Consider the following 22,351-nt stretch of genomic DNA (forward strand, 5'->3'; position numbering starts at 1 on the left):
ATTTAATAAACTTAAAAAAACTTTGATTAATTATATTATTTTAGAGAGGCTTACAAAATAGTTTATATAGATATGATAATATTTATATTAGAGAGTAAATGTGATAGAATTTAATAATTAAGTATTTTATGGGAGATTGTAATGAGAATTTTATTAATTGAAGATGATTTAAAATTAAAAAAATATATAAGTGAATATTTAAGAGTATACGATTATAATGTTGATACAGTTGAAAATTTTGACGATGTCATGGGATATATTACTAAAATTAATCCAGACTTGATAATCTTAGATATTAATTTACCTAAATTTGATGGCTTCTATTTTTTAAAGCTTATTAGAAAGTTATATAAAATTCCAGTAATAATACTTTCTGCTAGAAGTGATGAAGGCGAACAGATAAGAGGTATGGAACTTGGAGCGGATGATTATGTAACTAAACCTTTTAGTATAGGTATATTACTTGCTAAAATTAATGCTTTATTAAGAAGGGTTAAGGATTATAACGAGGAAGAAATTGAGGTTGGAGAATTAACCTTAATTAATAATAGTATGAAGCTTAAATATAAAAATCAAATTATAGAGCTTACAAAAAATGAGTATAGAATATTAAATATACTTATAAAAAATATAGAAAAAGTAGTTAGTAGAGAAGAGCTTTTAGAAGCTTTATGGGATGATAGTAATTTTATAGAAGATAGTACTTTAACCGTTAATATGACAAGGGTTAAGAAGAAATTAAGTGATTTAGGTATAAATAATTCTATAGTAACTAAAAGAGGGGTAGGATATGTCTTTAATGGAGTTGATAATTAGGGTTTTAAAATTAAAAAGACGAGATTTAATAGCTCTAATAGTAAATACTACATTCATAATAGTATTCTACTTTTTATTATTTGAAAATAGTGAGATATTATATCCATTAATATTAAGTGGAACAGTGATAATAGTTTATTTCATTATTGAGATTATTAAGTATTGTGGATTTAAACAAAAACTTGCAGATAGCATTAAAAGTCCTAATTACAAAAAGAACAATGTTGATTATAAAGAAGAGGAAATTTTAAATGTAATTGATGAAATTCATAATGAGTATCTTAATGAAATCTATGAGTTAAAGGAAAAAATAAAAGGTAAAGATTATTTGTTTTCTCAATGGATTCATAATATGAAAACATCAATAACAGTAATTGATTTAGCTTGTGAGAAAAGTGAATTAGAAAATAAAGAAATAAAATATATTAAGGATATAAAGGAAGAGAACTCTTCAATTAAAAAAAATTTAGAAGAGTGTTTAAATTTATTGAGATTAGAAGATTTTTCACGAGATTATGTTACAAACCCCTATAATCTTAAAGAACTAGTTAGTAATGCAATTAATTTAAAAAAAAGAGACTTTATATATAAAGGAGTGTTTCCAAAGGTAAATATTAGTGAAAATATTTATATTTATACTGATAAAAAATGGTTTTTATATATGTTAGAGCAAATAATAGCTAATGCTATAAAGTATTCTAAAATTAAAAATAGCAGTAGGATAGAGATATATGCAAAAGAAGATGCTAGAGAAGTAGAATTAATAGTTAAAGATTATGGAGTAGGTATAAATAAAGAAGATTTACCAAGGATATTTAATCCATTTTTTACTGGTAACAATGGAAGACAAGAAAGAAGTTCAACAGGAATTGGACTATATATGGTAAAATTGATATCTAAGAAACTTGGAATTTTAGTTGATATACAATCCGATGTTGGTAAAGGTACTAAAGTTAGTATTAAGTTTAAAGATGAAAAAGTTATTTAGAATTAAACATTGCAGAAATGTAACATTGTGTAAGGGGAATCCATTTAAGACAAATGGATTCCCCTTTATACTAGTATTATGCATATAAGAATTAAATTTTTAGTTTGAAGTTTTAGATGAAAAAGTAAAAGTAATTTTAAAAATAGGTGAGGAGTTTAGAAATGGAAATTTTAATGATAAATAACTTAACAAAGATTTATAGTTCATACAAAGGTGTAAAAGAAGTAAAAGCATTAGATGGAATAAGTTTAACTATTAACGATGGAGAATTTGTTGGAATAATGGGACCTAGTGGTAGTGGAAAGACAACATTACTTAATATACTTTCGGGGGTAGACAATAAAACTTCAGGAGAAATAATTATAAAGGACAAAAATATAAGTAAAATGAAAAAAGATGAGTTAGCTTTGTTTAGAAGAAAAAATATTGGATATATATTTCAAGATTTTAATCTTTTAGATAGTTTAAATTTGGAAGAAAATATAGCACTACCACTTATATTAGATAAATTGGAGCCTGCGAAAATAGAAAAAAAGTTCATAGTCTTATGACATTTTTCAATATAGAAGATTTAAAAAAGAAGTATCCATATCATATATCTGGTGGCCAAAAACAAAGAGTAGCAGCTGCAAGGGCCTTAATTAATGAACCGGCTATAATATTTGCAGATGAGCCAACAGGAAACCTAGATTCAAAATCAGCTAATAATGTAATGGAAACCATAAGTAGCATGAATAAGGATATTAATAGTACCATTTTAATGGTAACTCATGACCCTTTTGCTGCATCTTTTTGTAAAAGAATAATATTTATTAAAGATGGTAAAATCGAAATAGAGATAGCATCAAATGGAGATAGAAAAGATTTTTTCGATAAAATATTAGAAGTGCAAAGTGTTATAGGGGGGGATAAATAATGACTTTTTCTTCTATAATACGTAAAAATTTTATTCATAATTTCAACAAATATATTTCCTTTTATCTTATTAATGCATTAATTGTAGCTATGTTATTTATGTATGGAAGTTTAATGTTTAATCCAATCATTTTGCAAAGCATAGGAAAAACTTCATTATACGAGACTATTAAAATTGCGTTAATAGGAATTGTAATATTTTCAATAGTCTTTATAACTTACACTAATATAGCTTTCTTAAAAAATAGAGGTAAAGAATTTGGAATGTATTTAACTTTAGGTATGACTACTAAGGATTTAACGAAGCAAATACTTATAGAAAATTTAGGGATAATGGTGTCTTCATCAATAACAGGAATTTTAGGCGGTGTTATATTTGGAAGATTATTTTATATGGGGTTAAATAAAATATTGAATGGAGCATCAATTCCATACAAATTGAATTATAAGAGTTTTTTATTAAGTTTAGGGATATTCCTAGTAATATTTTTATGTAATCTTTTATTTAATGTAATTTATATAAGAAAAATGTCTATAATGGAAATTTTAAAGTCTTCAAAGAAAAGTGAAATAGGTAAAAAATATACAGTGATAGGGTTAATAGCTTTAGTACTATTTATAATATCATTATATTGTTTACCTAAAACTCTTTTAAATGAAATCTTTAAAAATAAATCTTATATGCTTGGATTATTTATAACTTTTACAATAATATGTCCCTATATGATAATAGGAACAGGCATTGTTTTGATTAAAGAGATATTTAATAAGTTTCCTAGAGCTTATAATAAAAATATTCTTATTCTTTCAAATTTGTCCCATAGATTTTTAGGGTATAAAAATGTTCTGTATATGATCTCTTTATTAATGGCAGGGGCAATGTTCTTTGTTGGGTTTAGTTATTCTTTATATGTATCAAGTAGAGAATATATAAATATGAACAATCCATTTGATATTATGTTTGTTGAAGATGAAGGTTACAATAAAATAAAAAAAGAAGAAGTAGAAAAAATAATAGAAGATGAAAAGGGAACAATAAAAGATTATAAGATATTAGAGTGTCTAAATGTACCTATGTTTAGAGCGGAGAATGAGGGGTTTATATTTTGGGGAGCCAGAACGGTTGTAAGTGAAAGCAATTATAATAAGCATATGAATGAAACCATTGATATAAAGCCTAGCAGTGCACAATATATAAATGTAGTGAAAGAAAAAATAGAATTTAATCATCCAAAAGCTATTTTAGCCACGCTTAGTGAAAGCCAAGTTGAAGAGGCAAGAAAATTGGAAAAAGAAAATATAAATAATAATTATGTAATAAATGTAGGAAGTGTAGAAAAAGTTATAGGAAATAGCTATATTCTTAATTTAGAAAAAGAAAATATTGAAAGTAGAAAAGGAGTTCCTTTTGTAAATCATCAATTAGGAAGTGCTTTTGTTTTAGATGATAGAGACTATGAACTTTTAAAAAATAAGTTATCAGTAAAAGCAGTAGAAAATATTCATTTAATAAATGTTAAAAATGGAGATAAAGGTTTTTACTCTTTAGTAAATTATTTAAGAATTAAAAATAACTTAAATGAATCATTTTGGAAAGAAGGAAATCTTTGGGGTAAACATTCATATGATGAGGAAGGAAGAAAAGAATATTATAGACCAATGTATAAAGAAGAGCTTATAAAGTTGCAAATAGAAAATTATGGCATAGTATTTTTTACAATGTCTTTTATAGGACTATTGTTTGTAATAGCAAATGGTGTTGTCTTATATTATAAAGTATTGTCAGACATAAATAATGAAGAAGAAAGAATAGCAACATTGATAAGGATAGGTGTAACTAAAAAAGAAATAAAAACTCTAATAAGCAAAGAATTAGCTATAACATTTTTCATACCAATTTTTGTTGGAGGAGGACTAGGTATGTATTACTTGTATGTTATGTGCTCAAATATGACAATCACAACACTTCTTATGAAAAAAGCGTTATTAATCTTAGGCTTAGGAGCAAGTATTCAAATAATATTCTATTTGCTAAGTAGAAAAAAATATATAAAAGAAAGTATGTAATCACCATAAAAAATCACCTGTGAAATAGATAAATGATAATATCTATTTCAGGTATCCAAGTTTTGGAATGAGCAATTTTAAAAGTCAACTTGGAACCCCATGTGCGTAAAGCTAAGCCACTTTATTCCAATAAAACATTTTTTTAATTTATTACTACACTATGTAATAATAAAAAATTTAATAAGCTATTCATTGAAAATTGATTTAGAGTTTCTTTGAAATTTTCACAGACTATCGTTTTAAATTTTTTCATTATTGCTTTTTAACACTATGATTTTGGAATTTTCAGGCTTAACTTTACGCCTATGCTTGGAACCCTATAGAATTGGTTAAAATAGAAATTATAATTATTTTAATAATATACGAAAGTCCCTCTGAGAATTCAGAGGGATTTTATAATTATATACATAAAAAATGATATTTTGACAAAATATTATATTTCTATAGTATAATAATGTTAAAATATACAATAAAATAAAAATATGTAAATATTTAAATAAACTAGGTGACTAATGATATGTTATTAGTTTTAAAAAAATGAAATTAATTGTTATAACCTATATTATGTAAGGAGGAAAAAATGAAGAAGACATTCAAACTACTAGTGGCTTTATTAATAGGAGGTAGTATCGCAAGTAGGTTTATAGGAGCTTTTGCAGCTGAGAATAATAAAATTATCAGTGAACACCTTGCAGGAAAAACAAGATTTGAAACTGCTATAGAAATAAGTAATAAATTTAATAATACAGATACGGTGATTTTAATTAATTCTACAGCAATATCAGATGCTATAGCAGTAGCACCTTTAGCAAAAATGAAAAATGCACCAATTTTATTAACAGAAAAAAATGCATTGAATGAAGTTACAATGAATCAAATTAAGAAGCTAGATATTAAGAATATAATTATTATTGGTGGGGAATGTGTTATTAGTAAGAATGTAGAAAAACAACTTTCAAAGATGAATGTTAATATTGACAGATTAGGTGGAGAAAATAGATATGAAACCTGTGAAAAAATTATTAAATCTATGGGAAATGTAGAGAAGGTAGCAATTGTTAATGGATATAATGGTCTTGCTGATGGATTATCTATAGCAGCACCTGCATCACGAGATGAAATGGCAATAGTTTTAAGTGATGGTAAAGAATTTGTTGCAGCAAAGGATATAGTTAAAAATTCAAAATCAATATATATAATTGGTGGAGAAAGTGTTATATCAGAAAAATTAAGAACTGATTTAAATGGAAAAAGAGTATCTGGATGCAATAGAATAAAAACAAATTCAGAAGTTATAAGAGAATTTTATAACGAAAAAGAGTTGGAAACTTTATACATTGCAAAGGATGGATCAAATAATTTTAATGAGTTAATAGATGCACTTACTATAGCTCCTTTATCAGGAATGGAAAAGAGTCCAGTACAATTAGTTGGAGATGTGTTAGACGATTCACAAAAAAATTGCTTGAAAGAAAAGATTATAAAAAATATAGTACAAGTAGGACATGGAATAAAAAGAAATATATTAGAAGAGATAGTTAACAATTTAAATACTAAAAAAGTTAATAAAAAATTAGAAATAGAAAGTGTAAAATTAGTAACCAATGAAAAAATAATAATTAAATTAGGTTGTGAAATCAAATCAATAGATAAAAAAAGTTTTTATATTGAAGGTGGAAAAGTTAATTTAGCAACATTAAGTAAAGATAGAAAAACAATAGAATTAGGAGTTTCAGGATTAGTAAAAGGAAAAGAATATATAATAAAATTTAAAAATTTAAATGGAGAATTCTATGATTATTATTTAGAAGATGTAAAGATTAAAATTCCTAATAAGTCATCTAGTAAAACTTCAAACAAACCTGGAGCTGAAGTTCCAAAAGATGATAAAAATAAAGAAGTATGGGAAGCAAAATATTTTACATTTGAAGGTAATATTATAACTGGATTTTCAGAATTAGGTAAAGAAAAACTAAAGACAGATAAAGATATAATTCTTCCAAATAAAAATGAAAAGGGAGAGAAAGTTACAACTATAGGAGATAAGGCATTTTTTACCGATATTAAGCAACAAGGAAGTTTAAATAATCAAGCAAATGCAAAACAAAGTAAAAATAATGGAATAAATAGTATAATTATACCAGATACTATAACAACTATAGGAAATGAGGCTTTTCGTAATAATTGTTTAACAAGTATTAAAATACCTAAAGCTGTAACTACAATAGGAATGTTAGCTTTTAATAACAATATGATAAAGGAGCTAACTATACCAGAAAATGTTATAAATGTTGGTAATGGGGCATTTGCATTAAATTATATATCTAAATTAAACTTACCTAGCAGTTTAAAAACTATACCAGTAGCTTTTGCATTTAATGAATTAGAAGAGGTGACTATACCAGAAGGTGTTGTTAAAATAAGTGATATGGCTTTTAGTGATAATAAAATAAGTAAAATAAATTTGCCTAGTACATTAACATATTTATCTGGATTTAACAATAATAATTTTTCATCAATAGATATTCCTAAAACTGTTACAGAACTAGGACAAAAAGCTTTTGCAAGAAATAAAATAGATAATGTAGTTATTCCAGGAAATGTGAAAAAAATAGGGAAATGTGCGTTTCAGAATACATGGCATGATTGTTTTATTAATTCATTAACTATTGAAGATGGAGTAGAATTTATAGAAAATTATGCATTTTCACTTAATCATTTAAAAGATGTATATTTACCTAACAGTATTAAAAGTATTAAAGAAAATTCATTTAATAAGAATTTAGGATATGATGGACTAGTACATTTATATACTGTAGATTATAAAAATAAAAATTTTCTGGAAGATTCAAAATATCATGTAATCGATCCAGCGAAGGTAGTTATTAGATATATATGTAATGATAAAGTTTTAAAAGAAGTAGAAATGTGGAAAAATGAAAACAATAAATATTTTCATATAGGAGATAAAGATATTGAGATTCCAGTTAAATATGAAGATAACCAATACGAATTAAAAGAATCGATTAAAAAAATAGATAAGCTGGATAAAAATAAAAATATTTTTTTGGTTAAATGTGGGAAGAAAGAAGTAGTTGAAGATATAACAATTAAATCTATAGGAGATGTTGCTCCATTAGTAGTGGACTTTAAAACAAGTAAAGATAAGGCGGTTAATGGCTTACCAAAGAAAACTTTTATAGTAGATTCTAATAAAAATATACATTATGTGGATTTAGATTGGAAAATAGATGAATATGATGGAAATATACCAGGAGAATATAGTGTTGTTGGAACATTTGTATTACCTAATGGGGTAGTTAATAATAATCCAAAGTTTTTGTTAGAGGTTAAAACTTTAGTTATAGTTAAAGAAAATATGAATAGTAATAATGATAGTAGTTGGGATGTAGAGGATTTTAATTTTGAAGATGCATCTATATGTGGATTTAGTGAAAATGGATTTCAAAAATTAAAAACTAATAAAAATTTAGTTTTACCTAATAAAAACCAAGAAGGAAAAATCATAAATTATATTAAATCTGATTCATTTAAAGATAAGGAGTTAGAAAGTTTGGTAATTCCAGAAGGGTTAGATAATTTAGTAATTGGAACTAATGCATTTCAGAATAATAATTTAAGTAAAGTAATAATTTCAAATGGAGTAAAAGAAATAGATGCATATGCGTTTGAAAAAAACAATCTAAAATATATAGATTTCCCATCAACTTTGAAAAAAATAGGGAATAATGCTTTTGCAAATAATAAATTAGTTTCAGCTAACTTTTCTGAAGATATAGAAGGTATAGCATTGGATAGGTTTTCATTTTACAATAATAGATTAACATCAATTACTATATTTAAAGAGGTTAAAAAAGTTCATGAAGAAGCATTTAAAGATAATAAAGGATGCTCAATTGATAACAAAGTTAAAGTTTTTACTTTAAATCCAGAAGCAGTAAATAATAACAATTGGTTTCCAACTTCAAAACATCATAAAATAGTTATTTTAGGTGTAGAGTCAATAGAAGAAGTAAATCCTATGGAAATAGAATTAAAAACAGATTTTAATAATATAAACTTGCAAAGTAAAATTATATTAAATTTAAATAATGGCTATAAAAAAGAAGCCACTGTAACGTGGATTAAAGGTGATTATAATTGTAATAAAAGTGGAGAATATCTATTAGAAGGATATTATGATTTACCTGAAAATATGGATGGAGAAAAGCCAAAGGTAACTATAAAAATTATAGTTAGAGAAAATATTATTTGTGCAGCTTAAATATTGTTCAAAGAGCAAATAAATAGTAGAAGAATAATGAAACGTATAAAATTATGGTCGGATATATTTTTATGGATTGGTCGTATATTAATGTTAAATTTAATAGGACTTTTTATATTGCTGTATTGTATTCCAGTTCCAAGTGAATGGTATGATTTATATAGAGCTGAATTTATATGTATTAAAAATATGCTTTTAATATTTGCTCCTTTTTCATTAATTGTTGGATATGCAATAAAAAGTATATATAATGAAATGGTGATAATTTGCAAAAAAATTGGTCGGAAAGTACACTAAAAAATTAATAGTATTATTACTTTTTAGATAATTAAGATTTAAGTATGTAACTTAAAGAAATTATATAGTTAGGATAATGTAATAAAAATTATAAAAAGTTTCTGCTAATAATTAATATTAGCAGAAACTAAAATTATTTTATAATAGGTCTAAAATTTAGCTTATTTTATTATATTAGGTTACAAGCTTGACTACACATCATATTAAAAGGCATTGGTAATGCACTACAAATTGTAGGACAAAGTGTTTTACCAGCGGCACAAGCTTCTTTGCATATTCTTTGAGCATCTCCAGGTAAAAGGGTACAAGTCATATCACATAAGAAACCATTTGGAGATACACTATTATCCATAGGAGTAGTATAGAATGAATTTCTAGAAACTGGTTTTGCTTGAAGTGGTAATTTCATATTAATTCACCTCCTTTCAAAAAAATTTTAAAAGGTGAACTTATCTACATAAAGACTTACAAATCTCTCTTGCTATAGCACTTTGTAAATTATTACAATTAATTAAGCAATCTTCATAAGTTGATATTTGGTTTGGTTTTATTCCTTTATCTTTTAATGAAACTTGTGTTAAATTTCTTACAACTGGTTTTGCTTGAAGTGGTAATTTCACAAGAATACCCCCCTTTACAATTTCATTAGATATTAGAGATTTAGTATGCTTCCCATGAACGTACAGTACCTATTGAAACAGGAACTACATCACTAACATCTAATGTAAAGAAATAAACATGTCTTGCTTTTTCAAGTCTATCTTCTGGATGGAAAAGTGTTAATTTTATATCCCAACAATCAGAATTTGGTCTGCAGATTTTACTAGGCTCTGCTTCTATAGTATCAAGTGCTAGTCCTTTTAATATTGCATCTTCAAGGACTTCTTGAATTTGTGCTAAATTTGTTCCAGTGTAATTTAATGCACGTTCTTGAGAGGTTCGTCCTAAATTTCTTAGTTCATAATATACACGTTTAAGGAAATTTGACATGGCATCTTTTATTCTATCAAATTCTTGCTTAGCTTTTAAATCTAATTGATTTGTAGGAGTTTCCATTATTGATTCAACTAATTTTGTAACAGACCAATTATACATTCCTCTTAATTCAGGTATAATAACAGGAACTGTATATCCATTCATTAATGTTATACTTCCTGAAATAATTCCTGGGATCGAAACAATATCACTAATGCCATTAGCTGTATCTTTAAGAAAACTTCTTAAAATTTTATATGATTCATAACCAAAAGGACCTATAGGTTGAATTGCATAAATTGGAGTAGATTCTTGATTTAAAGTCCATATAATTGAAGAAGCATGTGCTGGATTTTCATTAAGATATTCTAATAATTGTTTAGGATCATAAGGATTTGGTGTAGGATTATAACTACTACTCATCATTTGAATAAATGAGTCACGTCTAGCCTCGCTACTAAAATCATAGTTTATACTTCCTAATGCATAAACAAGTGAAGGAGCAGAATCCCCAAAAGGACATCCACAACCAGATAATTCAATACTGTCTCCTTGTAAACTTTTACTAGATTTATTAGAGTTATTTAAATTTGTATTGTTAGTTTCTTCTGAAACTGAAACATTTTTTATATTATTATTTTCATAATCCATAATATTTGAACTTCCTTTCATTTTAAATTTACTTTTATCAAATTTAGATATTAAAAAAGTATTATTTTTATTCTTTAAATTTATCTGTTTTGATATTTCTTGCAAAGTACCAGAAATGTTTAATATTCCAGCTAAACAACGATTAGTTTCTGAATTTTTATTTAAATGACAAGGTAAAGCGTTGTTTAAAATAGAATCTCTTATTGCTAAAGCATTAGGTTTTATACCATTTTGTATTTGATAGCTCAAAAAAAGAGCTATAATTCCTGTTACAATAGGTGCTGCAAAACTTGTTCCGTTGTTTGTAGTGGCTTTATTATCAGGAGCAGCGCCTAAAATATTTTCTCCAGGGGCAAGAATTCCTTGAAATTGATACGCATCACCCCAATTACTATAATCTTTAGGTACTCCATTAGAATCCATAGACCCTACAGCAAGTACTGATGGAATTGAGGCTGGTATATGAAGACATCTACAACCATCATTTCCAGCAGCAGCAACAATAAGAACCCCTTTTTCATCACATATTTTAATTGCGTCTATTAAATGATAGTTGGCATTTTCACTATGCACAAGTTGTCCACTACTAATATTTATAATATTAGCACCAAGTTCAACTGCCTTTAAAATTGCAGCAGCTAAATCTTCTTGAGTACATTTTATAGAATTATTTCCAATATTATCTGAGTAGATTGGTATTATAATACCCGTGCAATTTGGAGCTATACCTGGAACACCACATGAATGTTGTCCAAAAATTATACTGGTAACATGAGTACCATGTGATGTAGCTGTTCCTTTCACTGTGCTTTTGTTATTCAAAAAATTTATGCTTTTTATATTAGACTTTTTAAAACAATTATGGGATAGATCAACAGAACCATCTAATATAGCGATGGAGATATTAGGGTCTCCCATAGTTAATGTCCATAACTTTCTTAGATCTTTTTCAATAATTCCATAGGATTTTAAAGTACTATCTTCATTGCTAGGAGACAAAAAGTTAGCTTGTCCAATAAATTCCATATTTTTTTCAATGTTATTTGGTAATATTTGTAACATTTTTTTCAATACTTCATTAATTTCGCATTCTGTTGTTTCTCTTGACAAACTAAAACGCAAACTGGAGCATATTTGAGAATCAGTCAATCCCATAGCTTTTAAAACATGAGAATTTCCTAAATGGTTATTTGAACAAGCTGAACCATGAGAAACATATATTTTATTTTGAGAAAGTTTATCAAGAAGATCTTTACCACGTATTCCTGAAAATTGAATATTTGTAGTGTTGCATAAACGGGTTGATTCATATCCATTTATTAATGCAGTAGGCATAATTTTAATAATACCTTGTTCTAATAGGTCTCTACATTTTGTGATATTAGGGATAAACTTATCCATTGTATTGGAAATAATTTCACAGGCTTTACCAAAACCAACTATAGTAGGTAATGATTCTGTTCCACTACGTTTACCATTTTCTTGTCCACCACCGTGTATTAATGGAGCAACTTTATTCATATCACGTATATATAGGGCACCACAACCTTTAGGACCATGTATTTTATGACCTGATATAGTAAGAAGGTCTATATTTAAATCATTTACATCAATAGGTATTTTACCTACTCCTTGAACAGCATCACAATGAAAAAGTATATTGTATTTTTTTGCAATTTTGCCGATTTCTTTTATTGGGAAAAGTACTCCAGTTTCATTATTTGCAAACATGATTGAGATTAATGCTGTATTTGGATGAGATTTTATAACTTCTTCTACCTGATTTGGATATAATAGACCATTATGATCTACTGGAAGGTAAGTTACTGTATGTCCATTTTTCTCCAAATAATTAAAATTTTCTAATACAGAAGAATGCTCAACCATAGAAGTTATAAAGTGATGCTTTTCTTTTAAAGTCTCAGCAAATCCCTTAAGTGCAAGATTATTGCCTTCTGTTCCTCCAGAGGTAAAAATAATATTTTGAGATTTACATCCTAGTAATTGCGCTACTTTTGTTCTAGCCTTTTCTAATTCAAGTTTTGAATATTTCCCTAATTCGTGAGAGCTAGATGGGTTTCCATAATTATCATTTAATATGGGAAGCATTTCATTCATTACCTCAGGGAAAATATGTGTAGTTGCGTTATTATCCAAATAAATAGGATTCATTTCATTTACACATCCTTATAACTAAATGTTTTGAGATAATCTATTAGTACTTTATGCAAATAAGTAATAAAAAGTTACGACCAATTCTTAATGAAAATAAAATATAATTTTGAAAATTTAAGATTATATTATATATAAAAAAAGTAAACTGTGCTTAAATACTATAGTTCAGAAGTATTTTATTAAATATAGAATTAGATTTAAAAATATATACAACATGCAAAGTTTACACTTTATTAATAAATAATATATTGTAAAACATAATAATATATTTATTTTACATTACAAATAATAGATAATATATTTAAAGATAAAACTAAATAAGGGGAATTTAAAAAATGAATAGTGATAAGGTTTATATAGCTTATACAATTATATTTATAATTATATTTTCAAAATTTTATAAAATTTATGACTTTTCGAAAAAAATAATAAGTAAAATGAACATTAAAAATGAAATTTTAATAATGACATATTTGCTGCTTTGATTATGGGATGGATGTGGAGTATGGTTATTAATTATAAAAAATATAAAACTAACATGATTGACGTTAAAAAAAATAAATGATATTATATAAATATAAATTTAAAATAGATAGATTTCAAAAGTAAAGTGAGGGAAGTTTGTGAGTGTTTAGTATCTTAAATAATTAATTGAATATTAATTTCTAAAAATTGGGTATTTTACCTTTATTTGTTGTGAAATTAATTAAAATTATTAAGATACAAGTCTGCAAATTTACTCATTGTGAAGGTGTTTAAAAATTATTTTTAAATATCTTTAAAAGTGTTAATTTAAAGCTGTGGTGTATCCATGGCTTTTTTTATTGGAAAAATGAAATCTATCATGCAAGATGAGTAAAAAATATAGAAGACTTGTTGATATTATTTATTTCAATCAATAAATTATTTATTGATTGTTTAATAGGAGGAGTATTAACAAGATGAATAAAGAAACATTAGAAAAATTAAATTATTACGAGTTAAAAGAAATAGTTAAAGAATATTGTGTTAGTGGTTTAGGAAAAATTTTATTAGATAAACTAGAGCCTAGTAATAGCTTAAAGCAAGTAAATAGAATGTTAGATGAAACATCACAGGGGAGAAATCTTTTAGATGCAGGATATCATATACCATTAGAAGGAATATTTAATATTACAAATTATATAGAAAAAATAGAAAAAGGTGCTGCTTTAGAGCCTTCGGATTTAACAACTATATCTGACTTTTTAAGAGGGTGTAGAAAGGTAAAAATATTTATAAAAGACAAGGAAGGATATGCACCTACATTAAGTGCCTATGGTGATAATATATCTGATTTAAGTTATATAGAAGAAGAAATAAATTTATCAATTAAAAGTAATAGAGTAGACTCAAATGCTTCAAGAGAATTAAAAAAGATAAGACGTCATATTGAAAGTTGTGAAAGTAAAATAAGAGAGAAGCTTGAAAAATTTTTAAAATCAAGTAGCAATAAAAATTATATACAGGAATTCTTTATAAGTGAGAGAAAGGGAAAGTTTACAATTCCTATAAAGGCTGCTTATAAAAATAGCATAGAAGGAAGTATAATAGAAACATCACCAAAGGGTACTACAGTGTTTGTTGAATTAGCATCAATTCAAAAGTATACAAGTGAACTTGCTATTTTAAAATCAGAAGAGGCTGTAGAAGAGTATAAAATATTAGCATTATTAACAAATATGATATTTGAAAAAATAAAAGAATTAAAGATGAATATAGATGTTATATCAGAGTATGATATGATTTTTGCAAAGGCTAAATATAGTAAAAGCATAAATGGTATAAAGCCTTTAATGAATAAAAATGGATATATTAATATAGTAAAGGGAAAATATCCATTATTAAAAGATAGTGTACCTTTAGATTGTAACATTGGTAAAGATTTTAGAACGTTAATTATAACAGGACCTAATGCAGGAGGGAAAACTGTTGTTTTAAAAACTATTGGATTGTTAACTTTAGCAGTTCAATCTGGGTTTCATATAGCAGCTAAAGATGGAACGGAAATGGCTGTTTTTAATAAGGTATTTGTTGATATAGGAGATAATCAGAGTATAGAAAATGCTTTAAGTACTTTTTCATCTCATGTAAAAAATTTAGCTACAATTTTAAAATTAAGTGATAAATCAACACTATTATTATTTGATGAAATAGGAAGTGGAACAGAACCAAATGAAGGTGCAGCATTAGCCATATCTATACTAGAGGAGTTTTATCATAAAGGATGTATAACGGTAGCATCAACTCATTATGGTGAAATTAAAAATTTCTCTTTTAATCATCCTGATTTTGAAAATGCAGCTATGGAATTTAAATGCGATACTTTAGAACCGCTATATAAATTGCAAATAGGCAAATCAGGAAATAGTAATGCTTTATATATAGCCGAAAAAATGGGAATAGATAAGCCTGTAATAGAAAGAACTAAAGAATATATAAAAAATAAAAACTACAATTATGATTTTCTAAAAAGTAGTAAAGTAATTAAAAATGAAAAAGAAGTTAAAAGAGAATATAATTGTGATTACAAAGTAGGAGATAAAGTTTTTATAATAGATGACAATGAATATGGTATAGTATATAAGGAAAAAGATGAATTTAACAATCTAATTATTTTTATAAATAATAATTTAAAAGAAATAAATTATAAGAGGATTAAATTAGAAATAAAGGCAGAAGAATTATATCCAGAGGGATATGATTTAAATCAAATATTTGTATCTTTCAAAGAAAGAAAGTTAGAAAAAGATATAAAACGTGGATCTAAAAAAGCTTTAAAGCAAATACAAAAAGAAATGAAAAAATAATGAAGGCTTCACCAATACTTTTTTTAGTATTGGTGAAGTTTTTATATTTACAAATTATCAATAAAAATTAATATTTATAACGTTGTTTTATATTATAATTATATTTGTATAAAAGTAGGTATTGATTTACGGAAAGTATTCGATATTACTGTTGAATAAGTGATAATAATTTAATATTGCAAAAGAAGACCTTCTTACAAGAAGATTATCTATAAATATTGAACTATTGTATAATTTTAAAATTGAAGAATTGATTTGTAAAATAGGAAAAGTAATGTCTTATAAAAGTAGAATATTCAGGTAGGTTAAAACTTCAAATTAGAAATCTATATAAGGAATAGTTAAAAATAAAATAAATTTAAGTGTTATTATATTAAAGGGAAAATAGACTTGAAAGTATTGAGAGGAGTAATTTATGTATAAAGTTTTAATTGTTGAAGATGATTTAGTAATTGCAAAGTCACTTAAAAGCTGTTTAAGTCAATGGAATTATGATGCAGAGTTTGTTGTAGACTTTAAGGATATTAATAAGCAGTTTATTGAGTTTAATCCACATTTAGTTCTATTAGATATATCGCTACCATTTTTTAATGGATATCATTGGTGTACTGAAATTCGTAAAATATCAAAGGTTCCTATTATTTTTATTTCATCTATGTCTGACAATATGAATATTGTTATGGCTATAAATATGGGAGGCGATGATTTTATTGCCAAGCCATTTGATTTAAATGTTATTATTGCAAAGGTGCAAGCGTTGTTAAGAAGAACATATTCTTTTAGTGGACAAATGAATGTAATTGAGCATAATGGAGCAGTTTTAAATATTAGTGATACAACTATAGAGTATAAAGATTCTAAAATTGAACTTACTAAAAATGAATTTAAAATAATTCAAATTTTAATGGAAAATGCAGAAAAAGTGATTTCTCGTGAAGATATTATGAAAAGATTATGGGAAAGTGATAGCTTTATTGATGATAATACTTTAACTGTTAATGTTACGAGATTAAGAAAAAAGTTAAGTGATATTGGACTTATTGATTTTATTAAAACTAAAAAAGGTATAGGATATATGGTGAATTAGTTATGGAAAAAAAAACGTTTTTATGTATATTAATTTCGTATATTAAAGACCATATAAAAATCATATTTATATATAGTATTTTTATTATGATTTTCATTGCAGTATTTTCTTTGTATTCTTTAGAACTTGAAGCAATAGTATATTCATTTTTATTATCATGTACTGTTGCTGTTATATTTATAGTATGCGATTTTATTAAGTATTATAGGAAACATAACCAATTATATGATTTAAAAAAACAAATTACTATTAGTTTAGAGAAAATGCCTTTAGCAAGAAACTTGATTGAAAAGAATTATCAAAATATTTTAGTAGAACTTTATAATAACAAGATAGAGATGAATTCAAAAGCAGACATGAAGCGTACAGAAATGATGGATTATTATACCCTTTGGGCACATCAAATTAAGACACCTATTTCTGCAATGAGATTATTGCTACAGATGGAACAAAGTGAAGAAAACAAAGAATTATTAGCAGAGCTTTTTAAAATTGAACAATATGTTGAAATGGTTTTATGTTATTTGAGAATTGAAAATTCATCATCAGATTTAGTCTTAAAAAATTGTGATTTATCTCAAATTATAAAACAAGCAGTTAGAAAATATGCTAATACATTTATTAGAAAGAATATATCTCTTGAATTTAATGAAGTAAATTGTACTGTTCTAACTGATGAAAAGTGGTTAGTCTTTGTAATTGAACAAATATTATCTAATGCTTTAAAGTATACAAATGAAGGTAAAATATCTATATACATGTGTAAGTCTAAGGAAAAAGTTTTAGTTATTGAGGATACAGGAATAGGCATTGCTAAAGAAGATTTACCACGAATATTTGAAAATGGTTATACCGGGTATAATGGACGTATGGACAAAAAGGCGACGGGCATTGGATTATATCTTTGCAAAAAAATATTGAATAAGTTGTCACACAAAATAATAATTACTTCTGAAATAGGGGTAGGAACAACAGTTAAAATTGACCTTTTTTCAGCTAAAACTATGTTTGAATAATGCTGTACTTACAAAAGTGTAAGGTTAAATAGGAAAATGCAAGGCGAAGTTATGGCATTGCATTTTCTTTTTTTCTATAATAAAAACATAGAAGATATTGAATTTAAGTAGATTAAATTCTAAAAATGTTTTATGCATAATCAAATAAAGAATAGATGGTTAAATTTAAGTTCTTAAGTTTAGGTTTGAAAATAATAGGTTTAAATGTTATTTAGGAGGAGTTTCTTATGAAGTTGTTAGAAGCAAACAATTTAAAAAAAATATATATGACAAGATTTGGTGGGAATAAAGTACAAGCATTAAAAAATGTAACATTCTCGGTAGAAAAAGGTGAATATGTAGCTATTATGGGTGAATCAGGTTCAGGAAAGACTACTTTACTTAACATATTAGCATCTTTAGATAAACCAACTAGTGGTGAGATTTTATTAAATGGAAAAAATATTGTATCTATAAAAGAAAGTGAAGTTGCTACATTCCGTAGAGATAACTTAGGATTTGTATTTCAAGATTTTAATTTACTTGATACATTTTCTTTAAAGGACAATATATTTTTACCACTTGTTCTATCGGGAAAATCATACAATGAAATGGAAAGTAGATTAGAGGGTATTGCAAATAAGTTAGGTATCAAGGAAATATTATCGAAATACCCTTATGAAGTTTCTGGCGGACAAAAGCAAAGGGTAGCTGTTGCACGAGCTATTATTACTAACCCACAACTTATTTTAGCAGATGAACCAACAGGTGCACTTGATTCAAAGGCTACAGATCATTTGTTGAAAATGTTTTCAGAAATAAATGAAGGAGGTCAGACAATTTTAATGGTTACTCATAGTACTAAAGCTGCAAGTCATGCTAGTAGAGTATTATTTATTAAAGATGGAGAAGTGTTCCATCAGATATATAGAGGAATAATGTCTAATGAGGAAATGTTTGAAAAAATCTCCAACACATTAACAATAATTACCAATGGAGGAGATGTAAATGAGTAGAATGTTTTATCTTAAATTAGCAATAAGTAATATTAGAAAAAACAGCAAAACTTATATCCCATACATTATTACGTGTATATGTAGTATTATGATGTTTTATATTATGAGCTCTATTTCAAAGAACCCAGGATTAGACCAAGTTCCAGGATCAGATAGCTTGAAAAGTATGCTTTCTTTTGGAACAGTTGTAATTGGTATTTTTTCAACTATATTTCTTTTTTATACCAATAGTTTCTTAATAAAAAGAAGGAAAAAGGAAATTGGGTTATACAATGTGCTAGGGCTTAGTAAGAAACACATTGCGAAGGTTCTATTTTTAGAAAATATTTTTATTGCAAGTATTAGTTTCATATTTGGACTAACTGGCGGAATTATTCTTGATAAGTTTATGTTCTTGTTATTTTTAAAGGTGCTTAATTTCCCAATAGCTTTCGGATTTTATATTTCAAAAATATCTATAGTAAGAACATTAATTCTTTTTATAGGAATCTTTTTTATGACACTAATGGCAAATTTATTTGAAATTAAAAGATCTAATCCAACTGAACTTTTAAAAGGTGGGCAGCATGGAGAAAAAGAACCTAAAACGAAATGGATTATGACAATTATAGGTGTTGTAGCACTTGGGGCTGGATATGGAATAGCTTTATATGTTAAATCACCACTCTCAGCTTTACAATTGTTTTTTACTTCTGTTATTTTAGTTATTATAGGAACCTATGCAATTTTTACAGCAGGAAGTATTGCTTTATTAAAGCTTTTAAGAAAAAATAAAAAGTTTTATTATAAAACAAGCAATTTTGTATCTGTTTCTGGAATGATATATAGGATGAAGCAAAATGCAGTAGGTCTTGCTAACATTTGTATTTTAAGCACAGCAGTACTTGTTATGCTTTCAACAACGGTTTCTTTATATGTTGGAGTGGAAGATGTTTTAAGAAATAGATATCCAAGAGAAATTTTAATAAATACATCAGAAATTGAAAAAAGCCAATGTGAAAAAATAGATAGAATTGTAGATAGAGAAATAAAAGAAAATAATATAGTAGCAAAAAATAGGGTGAATTATTTAGAATATACTATTCCATGTGTAAAAGAAGAAGACAAATTTTTAGTCATAAAAGATGATTTACTTGATTCAGATGTTTGTTTTATAAATGCTGTTCCACTTTCAGATTACAACAGATTAGAAAATAAAAATGTAAATCTTGGTGATGATGAAGTTATTATTTTTTCAGAAGGAAAGAAGAAATATGAAAAAGATAGTATTACTATTAATGATAAAACTTATAAAGTAAAAGAAGAGATAGATAAATTAGAAAGTATATCGGGAAGTTTTACGGATATAGTAGAGTCGTATACAGTGATTTCAAAAGATATCAACAATATTTGTGAGCTTAATAAAAAGCGTAAAGGATACATAGTTGGATTTGATGTTAATGGAAAATCAAATTATATGATTACAATTTCAAATAAATTAAATAAAAAATTTGATGAAAATAATATGGCTGTTACTGCCGAGAGTATAGAAAGCAATAAAAAAGATTTTTTATCTTTATATGGAGGATTGTTCTTTTTAGGAATTTTTCTTGGCATATTATTTTTAATGGCAACAGTATTAATTATTTATTATAAACAGATATCTGAAGGATATGATGATAAAGAACGTTTTGAAATAATGCAAAAAGTTGGTATGAGTAAGGTTGAAATAAAAAGAACTATAAGAAGCCAAGTTTTAATGATATTTTTCATACCAATTACTTTTTCAGTAATTCATATTGTTTTTGCATTTCCTATAATCACGAAGTTGCTAGCAGTTTTCATGTTAACAAATGTAGCATTATTTAGAATAACTACATTAATAACAATTTTAGTTTTTACAATTATTTATTTTATAATATTTGCTCTAACAACAAGGACTTATTATAAAATTGTTGAGGAATAAATAAGAAATAATTATATTTAAGCCTTTGAAGATCAAGGGCTTTTTTTGTATATTTAATGCCATAGGTTATACCTATGATTTTAAAAAGTTTATAGTTATTAATAGAAAAAATAAAACCTCAATTGTATACCAAAATTAAGTATAGTGCAATTTATGAAGTAATTGGAATGAAAAAACTCACTTAGAATATATATACCTATAATAGGAAATAAAGAAATTGACCATTTAAAGAATAACATGTCAGTAGTGTTTGATAGATAATTATAATATTCTTAAGTAGCATTAAAAATAGCTAAAAATTGGTGGTAATTTACCATTTGTTAACAATCTAAAGTAATAACATTAATATCTATAATGTTATTTTATATTATAATTAAATTTATACCACTAGGGTGCAATTTTTAAATGTTTTTACAAAGTTATATATAGCATGTGGTTATAGAAGCAAGTGTAAATCTAAAATATAAGAAATAAATATGCTTGCATTAGAGGAGAAATAAAAATGGATTTTTAAAAGAAATTAGTAGGTAAAATGAATTTGATGAGGTTTTTATGGACATATTGAATTGCGAATTTAAAGAATCAATTATATGTAAAACATTATAAGAATATAATAAAATATTGACTTGTAATTTTATAGATGAATGTATAAGGTGGTGTAAAAATGAGAGATTATAGATTGCAATATCATACCGTAAGTAAAATGCTTCAAGCAAAGACCAGAATGACTAAGTCAGCTATGCTTTGCTTGGAGCTAGATAATTGTTAGTAGCTGTAACAAACAAGCTCCGATAAGATATGTAAGCTTACTTTTTCATAGGTCTTTGCCTTAATTAATAGTATTAAGGGGGGCAATGAGTATGAAATATGTTAAAGCGTATGAGGTTTTACCAGAGGATATTATAGAAGTAATTCAAAATTATATAGATGGAGAGTATTTATATATACCAAGAAAAACTGAAAATGAAAAGTCTTGGGGAGAAAAAAGTGGAGCTAAAAAAATGCTAAAGGAAAGAAATTCTCAGATTTTAAGAAAATATAATAAGGGAATTAAGGTTGCACAGTTAGCTAAGGAATACTTTCTATCAGAACAAAGTATACGAAGAATCATAAGTAAAGAAAGAAGAGAAAATTTACTACAAAGTGGTTAATTTAAAATAAAAAAAAGTCCTATCATCAAAACTATTAAAGGTATTGATGATGGGGCTTTTTTTATATCAAATTTGATACAGAATAGTTTTGGATATATATAATTTCAGTTAAAGTTAATAAAATTAATATATAGAGAGTAATAAAAATGGGGGCTATTAT

14 protein-coding genes and 1 pseudogene are annotated in these 22,351 nt (G+C 25.8%); 12 read left to right on the plus strand and 3 right to left on the minus strand.

The window, feature by feature from the left end; genetic code table 11:
• Positions 1-141 precede the first annotated feature (141 nt).
• The 6 genes and pseudogenes from KQI36_RS11295 (at position 142) to KQI36_RS11320 (ending at position 9,368) form a co-directional block, all read left to right on the plus strand.
• On the plus strand, positions 142-816 hold the full coding sequence (locus KQI36_RS11295; RefSeq protein ID WP_061994350.1) for a response regulator transcription factor: 675 nt from the start codon (positions 142-144) through the stop codon (positions 814-816).
• Positions 791-1,804, plus strand: a complete 1,014-nt coding sequence (locus KQI36_RS11300; protein WP_216450964.1) for a sensor histidine kinase — start codon at positions 791-793, stop codon at positions 1,802-1,804. Before KQI36_RS11295 ends, KQI36_RS11300 begins: the two co-directional genes overlap by 26 nt.
• 161 nt (positions 1,805-1,965) lie before the next feature.
• Positions 1,966-2,720, plus strand: a pseudogene (locus KQI36_RS11305) (ABC transporter ATP-binding protein).
• Positions 2,720-4,786, plus strand: coding sequence for an ABC transporter permease (locus KQI36_RS11310; protein WP_216450965.1), 2,067 nt, complete (start codon positions 2,720-2,722; stop codon positions 4,784-4,786). The pseudogene KQI36_RS11305 and the gene KQI36_RS11310 overlap by 1 nt, the downstream one beginning before the upstream one ends.
• Before the next feature lie 580 nt (positions 4,787-5,366).
• Positions 5,367-9,071 carry a cell wall-binding repeat-containing protein gene (locus tag KQI36_RS11315; protein ID WP_216450966.1) on the plus strand — a complete coding sequence of 1,235 codons (3,705 nt, stop codon included), beginning with the start codon at positions 5,367-5,369 and terminating at the stop codon, positions 9,069-9,071.
• 36 nt (positions 9,072-9,107) lie between these two features.
• Complete coding sequence (locus tag KQI36_RS11320) at positions 9,108-9,368, plus strand: hypothetical protein (RefSeq protein WP_216450967.1); 261 nt, start codon at positions 9,108-9,110, stop codon at positions 9,366-9,368.
• Positions 9,369-9,537: 169 nt separating this feature from the next.
• Here KQI36_RS11320 and KQI36_RS11325 read toward each other — a convergent pair whose 3' ends face one another.
• The 3 genes from KQI36_RS11325 to KQI36_RS11335 are packed head-to-tail and all read right to left on the minus strand — an operon-like array spanning position 9,538 to position 13,166.
• A complete protein-coding gene (locus KQI36_RS11325) occupies positions 9,538-9,777 on the minus strand; it encodes a hypothetical protein (RefSeq protein ID WP_010299410.1) in 240 nt (79 codons plus the stop codon).
• A 40-nt stretch (positions 9,778-9,817) separates the two neighbouring features.
• On the minus strand, positions 9,818-9,988 hold the full coding sequence (locus KQI36_RS11330) for a hypothetical protein (protein ID WP_216450968.1): 171 nt from the start codon (positions 9,986-9,988) through the stop codon (positions 9,818-9,820).
• 40 nt (positions 9,989-10,028) lie between these two features.
• Positions 10,029-13,166: a PatA/PatG family cyanobactin maturation protease gene (locus KQI36_RS11335; RefSeq protein ID WP_216450969.1), complete on the minus strand. Its 3,138-nt coding sequence runs from the start codon at positions 13,164-13,166 to the stop codon at positions 10,029-10,031.
• A 944-nt stretch (positions 13,167-14,110) separates the two neighbouring features.
• Here KQI36_RS11335 and KQI36_RS11340 point away from each other — a divergent pair.
• The 6 genes from KQI36_RS11340 to KQI36_RS11365 all read left to right on the plus strand — a co-directional run bounded on the left by KQI36_RS11340 (position 14,111) and on the right by KQI36_RS11365 (position 22,191).
• On the plus strand, positions 14,111-15,997 hold the full coding sequence (locus KQI36_RS11340) for an endonuclease MutS2 (protein WP_216450970.1): 1,887 nt from the start codon (positions 14,111-14,113) through the stop codon (positions 15,995-15,997).
• A 415-nt stretch (positions 15,998-16,412) separates the two neighbouring features.
• Complete coding sequence (locus KQI36_RS11345; protein ID WP_216450971.1) at positions 16,413-17,084, plus strand: response regulator transcription factor; 672 nt, start codon at positions 16,413-16,415, stop codon at positions 17,082-17,084.
• A gap of 2 nt (positions 17,085-17,086) precedes the next feature.
• Positions 17,087-18,100: a sensor histidine kinase gene (locus KQI36_RS11350; protein ID WP_216450972.1), complete on the plus strand. Its 1,014-nt coding sequence runs from the start codon at positions 17,087-17,089 to the stop codon at positions 18,098-18,100.
• A gap of 227 nt (positions 18,101-18,327) precedes the next feature.
• Complete coding sequence (locus tag KQI36_RS11355) at positions 18,328-19,095, plus strand: ABC transporter ATP-binding protein (RefSeq protein ID WP_216450973.1); 768 nt, start codon at positions 18,328-18,330, stop codon at positions 19,093-19,095.
• Positions 19,088-21,040: an ABC transporter permease gene (locus tag KQI36_RS11360; RefSeq protein WP_216450974.1), complete on the plus strand. Its 1,953-nt coding sequence runs from the start codon at positions 19,088-19,090 to the stop codon at positions 21,038-21,040. Before KQI36_RS11355 ends, KQI36_RS11360 begins: the two co-directional genes overlap by 8 nt.
• Before the next feature lie 860 nt (positions 21,041-21,900).
• Positions 21,901-22,191 (plus strand): CD3324 family protein, encoded by a 291-nt coding sequence (locus KQI36_RS11365; protein ID WP_216450975.1) that lies wholly within the window; start codon positions 21,901-21,903, stop codon positions 22,189-22,191.
• The last annotated feature ends 160 nt before the right edge of the window (positions 22,192-22,351 follow it).

It is taken from the genome of Clostridium senegalense, assembly GCF_018916625.1.
Classification (GTDB): domain Bacteria; phylum Bacillota; class Clostridia; order Clostridiales; family Clostridiaceae; genus Clostridium_J; species Clostridium_J senegalense.